This is a genomic window from Kitasatospora sp. NPDC091257 (assembly GCF_044757675.1).
Taxonomy (GTDB): domain Bacteria; phylum Actinomycetota; class Actinomycetes; order Streptomycetales; family Streptomycetaceae; genus Kitasatospora; species Kitasatospora lactacystinica.
Map to the genome: position 1 here is coordinate 1 of NZ_JBIVVI010000651.1, position 5,183 is coordinate 5,183.

Below are 5,183 nucleotides of genomic sequence, written 5' to 3' on the forward strand. Positions count from 1 at the left end.
CCCTGTACGGTCGTCATGCCACAGGGGAGCGGCCGCATCGCCGAATGGGGAGGATTTCCGCACATGGGTAGCCCGAACTTCGTCACGGGACCGGTCGCACCGGCCAAGGACCCGATGCCGGGCCCGGCGTCCACGTACGCCGCGAAGTCGCCGTACGCCAATCCGGCACAGCCGAGCGACACCACCGTGCCGCCGCTCCCCCTCATGCCGCCCGGCAAGGCCACCACCCGGCTGGACACCCCGTACGAGCTCACCGCCTCGGCCGCGATAGCCCGCCAGATCGCCACCGACCTCGACAACGCCAACGGCAAGGCGGGCGCGGGCGCGCACAGCCTCACCGAGTACGCGAGCACCGCGTCGACCAGGATCCGCGGCTTCTCCTTCGGCGGCGCCCTCACCGGCAGCACCGAACGCTGGCTGCAGCAGTGCAAGACCCTGCACGGCAAGCTCGGCAGCGCCGCCAACAACCTCGACCGGACACAGCAGTACTACCAGTCCAACGAAGCCGCCATCGCCGCCGGCTTCCGTCCGGGTCGGTAGAAGGCAAGGGGGAACGAAGAGATGGTGTCCTTCAAGGAACTGCACGAAGCCGACTTCTCCGGGGTGAACGAGGCCGCCGAGGCCTGGGCCGGCGTGGCCAAGGCCCTCACCTCCATGGACGGCCGGGTCGCCAAGGACCTCACCAGCACCGCCCAGCGGGCCGGCTGGAAGGGCGACGCCGCCGACGAGGCGACCAAGGCGATGCAGGGCATCGACGGCGACTTCAAGCAGGCCTCGGCCGTCGCCACCGCCCTCGCCGCGATCATGAAGACCGCCGCCGAGGACTTCGCCGCCGCCCGCCGCGACCTCGACACGGCACTCCACGACGCCCAGACCGACACCACCCTGAGCGTCACCGCGGACGGTACGGTCAACTGGACCGTGCCGAAGGAGTCACGGAACGACCCCGAGGCCGAACGCACCATCCGGGCCAACGCCCAGGCGCTGTCGGACCGGCTCGGCAAGGCCGTCGCGAAGGCCACCGCCGCCGACCAGCGGGCCACCGTCGACCTCCAGGCCGACATCGGCACCAGCACCACCGCCTTCAACCCCACCCCGGGCGGCACCGGTCCGGTCGCCGACGCCAAGCGGGCCACGGACCTGATGTCCAAGGCCGGCAGCCTCTCCGACGACCAGCTCAAGCAGCTGCAGGCCCTGATGGCCGCCAACGCGGAGAACAAGGACTTCTCCACCACCCTGCTCAACGGCCTCAACGCCGGCGGCAAGACCGGCCCCGAGGCCCTGCTGGAGTACAGCAAGGTCTACGACGGCCTCGCCCACGGCAACCACAACGCCGCGGGCTACCAGGACGTCTACAAGAACCTGTCCGTCGCCCTCGCCAGCGCCACCCGCGACGGCGGGATGGGCAAGGAGTGGGAGGACCGGCTCTTCGCGGCGGCCCGCCGCCCCGGCGGCTCGGCGGCGGGGTGGAACGACAACTACCCGGCACTGACCTCGCTGATGGAGGCGAAGGGGGACTTCGACAAGGCCTTCGTGCGCAGGGTCGGCACCGACCTGCTCGACTTCGAGGCCTCCAGCAAGGTCAAGGGCGAGGAACTGTGGGGCCCCGGCTGGATCGACGATCCCCGGAAGGGCGACCCTCTGGCCCCGCTGCTGAGGATGATGAAGGGCGACGTGGCGACGACCCAGGAATTCCTCGACCCGAGCAAGAACCAGAACCTCGTCCACCTGCTCAAGGACCGTACCTGGCTCGACGAGGGCCAGGAGGGCAGGCTCCCCCAGAGCGTCCTGCGCGACATCTCCCACCGGATGTTCGCGGAGATGCTGGAGTCCGCCGCGACCGGTCACGGCCCCGGCCAGCCGCCAGTACGCCCGCACGACGCGACGATGACGCGGATCATGGACACCGCGCTCTCCACCTTGGGCGGGGACAAGGCGGGCAACGAGAACGCCATGTACTCGGGGCTCCGCCGCCCCATGGCCACCATGGTCAGCGAGTACGTCGCCGACACCCACGACATCCTCAGCAAGGACCTTCCCGGCCCCTCCGAACCCGGTGGATTGAGCACCACTCGCGAGCAGTTGCTCCGGGTGATCCGCGGCACCGCCGAGGATCCGGAGTCGTACGCCCTGATCCATCTGGCCGAGACCCAGGAGGTGGCCCGGCGGATGGCCGAGTACGGACCGGAGGCGTTCAGGGACGTCAACGGCCGGCCCGATCCGAAGTTCGAAGGCCTCGTCAACCAAGCCGGCAAGGCGCTCGGCGCACTCGACGCCGTCCAGGCGGACACCATCACCGACCACAAGTCCGACGAGCAGTTCAAGGTCAACTGGAAAGCGAAGATGGACTACCACTACGTCGGCACGGTGGCGAATATGCTGCCGGGCGCCAGCTGGCTGCCGGTGGGTGACATAGCCCAGCGCTACGTCGATGTCGCCACGTCCGAATGGGCGGCCAAGGTCAACTCGGAGATCGACACCAAGGCGCAGGGCGACCTGAGCAAGCTCTACACCATGGGCCAGTCCCAGGTGCAGGCCATGCTCATGGAGAAGGCCCACCAGTTCGGTGTGGCGGATCGCGACCTCCTTCTCGGTCAACTGGCGGACTCGGCGAACGTCCACTACCAGACGTCGATCACCCAGGCCCACACCGCGGCCTTCGGAAAGGGGTGATCGCATGACGGAAGGACAGCAGGAGGTCTCCAAGGGGCTGGTCGACAAGGCCGACGCCGCGCTCGACCGGAAGGGGTTCACCACCTGGCCGCTGCGGGCCCGGGCGGCGGTCACCATGGTGGCGGTGGCGGCGGTCGCGGCCGGAGTGGGGGCTTTCCTCGCGGACAACCTGAGCAACACGTTCGGGCCGGACAGCGTGTGCGACGGTGCGGTGAGCTCGGCGGCCTTGAACGACGCGCTCGGGTCCGGCCCCGTCGGCAGCGAGACGAACGGTGCCTGGCAGTCGCCCAGTGGCGGAGCGTTCTGTACGGCAACGGTGAGCCACGGGATGTTCGGCGGCCACCGGGCCGTCTTCGTGCAGGTCCTTCAGGCCGACGACCTCGGCCCTTACCAGGCCGAATCGGGAGACCGGCTGTTCGCCGCCTCGGCGAACGGCGGCGCGACCGGGGCAGCTCGCGACGACCGGGCCTGGGCACTCCTCCCCGAGGGGTGCGGCAACGGGTTGCGGGTCGAGGTCAAGTCGGGCGGCCCCGACGGGCCCGGCTCCGGGAAGCTCGCCCGCCTCGCCGTGGCGGCGGCCAACGGCCTCGCCGCGGACAAGGGATGCGGAAAGTCGCTCCCCGCTCCGCACGAGCTGTCACAGCCCGGGCAGGAGCACGAGCTGAATCCGGCCTCGATCTGCGGCCTGCCCGGGTTCACGGCCTCCGGTGCGGCCGGGGGCAAGGGCTACAAGGAGAACGTGAACACCGCGTTCGACCCTTTGTGGGTCTGCCGGATCAGCACGGACCAGGGCCGTTCCGCGATCTCCTTCTCCATCGGAACCGAGCCCCGGGTTCGCGGCCCGCTCTCCGAGAAGGACGCGTCGCCGGCGTTCGGCCGCTCGCGTTGGGCGGGCTCCCCCATGACGCAGAGGGAGGTGGTGGCGACCTGCCAGGGCAAGCCGACCTACTTCCGGATGGACTCCGACATCACCGTCCGGGAACCGTTTCCGGACACCACCGAGACCTGGAAGCAGTTCCTCGCCGCCGGGGGCAAGGCGATCGGCTGCGAGCCGATCGTCTGACCGGTCCGACCAATCGCACAGCAGACGAGGGGGCAAGCACACGATGGGAAGCGAAGGCGTGGACAAGGCCTCCGCAGGCCTCGCCGGGCACGTCGACGCGGCGCTCGACCGGCGGGGGTTCACCACCCGCGCCCTGCGCGTGCGGGCCGGGGTCGTGACATTGGCGGTGGCGGCGACGGCGGTTGGCCTGGGGATCGGCGGGTGGGCTCTGTTGCGGGACGACATGACCAACGACTACGGCCCAAAGAGCGTGTGCGACGGCACGGTGAGTTCGCAGGTGCTGAACGACGCGCTCGGGGCGGGCAAGGTCAGCGCCGAGCCGTACAGCAGCGTCACGGCGACATGCACCGTGATGGTGGCCGGCGGGATGTTCGGCGACGATCGGCACGTCATGGTGTCCTTCGGCCAGAGCAAGGACATCTTCCACCTCCCGATCGCTTCCGGCGCCCGGACGTTCGCCGCCTCGGCGAACGGCGGCGCGGTCGGTGCCGTCCGCGACTCGGAGGCCTGGGCGTTGCTCCCCGCGGACTGTCCCAACGGGCTGTGGGTCCAGGTCAGCGCCTATGGCGGCGGCCAGTTCGACCCCCTGAAGCTCGCCCGGCTCGCCGTGTCGACGGCCAATCGCACGGCGGACCAGCGCGGCTGCGGCAGGACGCCGCTGCCCGCCCTGCGCGAGCTGACCCCGGCGAGCACCGAGCGGGAACTCGACGGCGACGCCGTCTGCGGCCTGCCGGGGATCACCGTCCTGCGCGCCGCCGACAAGCGCTACAAGGAGGCCGTGACCGTCGGGTCCGATCCGCTGTGGACGTGCGAGATCACGCCGGACGGCGATCACGAGGGCACCTCCGCCCTCGTCATCGCCACCGAGCCCCGGCTCCGGCCGGACGCCGCCGACCGGGACACCTCGCCGGCATTCGGCCGAGCCCGCTGGGCGGGTTCCCTTCCCCGGGACGAGATCGTGGTGACCTGCCACGGTCGCCCCACCTACTTCCGGATCGGTACGGTCAGGCAACTCGGACACCTGTTCTCCACCTCCGACGAGGCCTGGAAGCAGTTCCTCACCGTCGGGGGCGAGGCGGTCGGCTGCGAGCCGATCCTGTAGGGGGTGGGCGGGCGGAAATGGGTGGGCGGGTGGTGTGGTAATGGCCTATCTTGCCTTAGACCTATTACGCTAGACACGGGGAAGCGCCATGACCACCACTACCGACCACGCCGACCGAAGCTCCCGCACGATCGTCGCCGTCTCCGAGCGGCTGGTGCTGACGCGGCCCCAGGAGGGGGACCTGGAGGCGGTGTTCGCGATCCACGGGGATCCGGAGACCAACCGGTACAACCCGAACGGGCCGCAGCGGGACATCGCCCAGGCGCAGGAGATGCTGGACGGGTTCGTCGCCGACTGGGTGCGGGACGGGGTGGGGTACTGCGCCGTCGCCACCCGGGAGGACCC

Annotated in this window: 5 protein-coding genes; all 5 read left to right on the forward strand. The window is 70.3% G+C overall.

All coding sequences use genetic code 11. The features are described from left to right. Positions 1-63 precede the first annotated feature (63 nt). Positions 64-540, forward strand: coding sequence for a hypothetical protein (locus ACIQOV_RS26475; protein ID WP_401052528.1), 477 nt, complete (start codon positions 64-66; stop codon positions 538-540). A gap of 21 nt (positions 541-561) precedes the next feature. Then, the gene (locus ACIQOV_RS26480; RefSeq protein ID WP_401052531.1) at positions 562-2,673 is read left to right on the forward strand and encodes a hypothetical protein; all 2,112 of its coding nucleotides are present in this window, start codon (positions 562-564) and stop codon (positions 2,671-2,673) included. A 4-nt stretch (positions 2,674-2,677) separates the two neighbouring features. Further along, complete coding sequence (locus ACIQOV_RS26485) at positions 2,678-3,736, forward strand: hypothetical protein (RefSeq protein ID WP_401052534.1); 1,059 nt, start codon at positions 2,678-2,680, stop codon at positions 3,734-3,736. 43 nt (positions 3,737-3,779) lie between these two features. After that, positions 3,780-4,838 carry a hypothetical protein gene (locus ACIQOV_RS26490; RefSeq protein ID WP_401052536.1) on the forward strand — a complete coding sequence of 353 codons (1,059 nt, stop codon included), beginning with the start codon at positions 3,780-3,782 and terminating at the stop codon, positions 4,836-4,838. Positions 4,839-4,926: 88 nt separating this feature from the next. Beyond that, on the forward strand, positions 4,927-5,183 hold a 257-nt coding region (locus ACIQOV_RS26495; protein WP_401052538.1), incomplete at its 3' end, for a GNAT family N-acetyltransferase.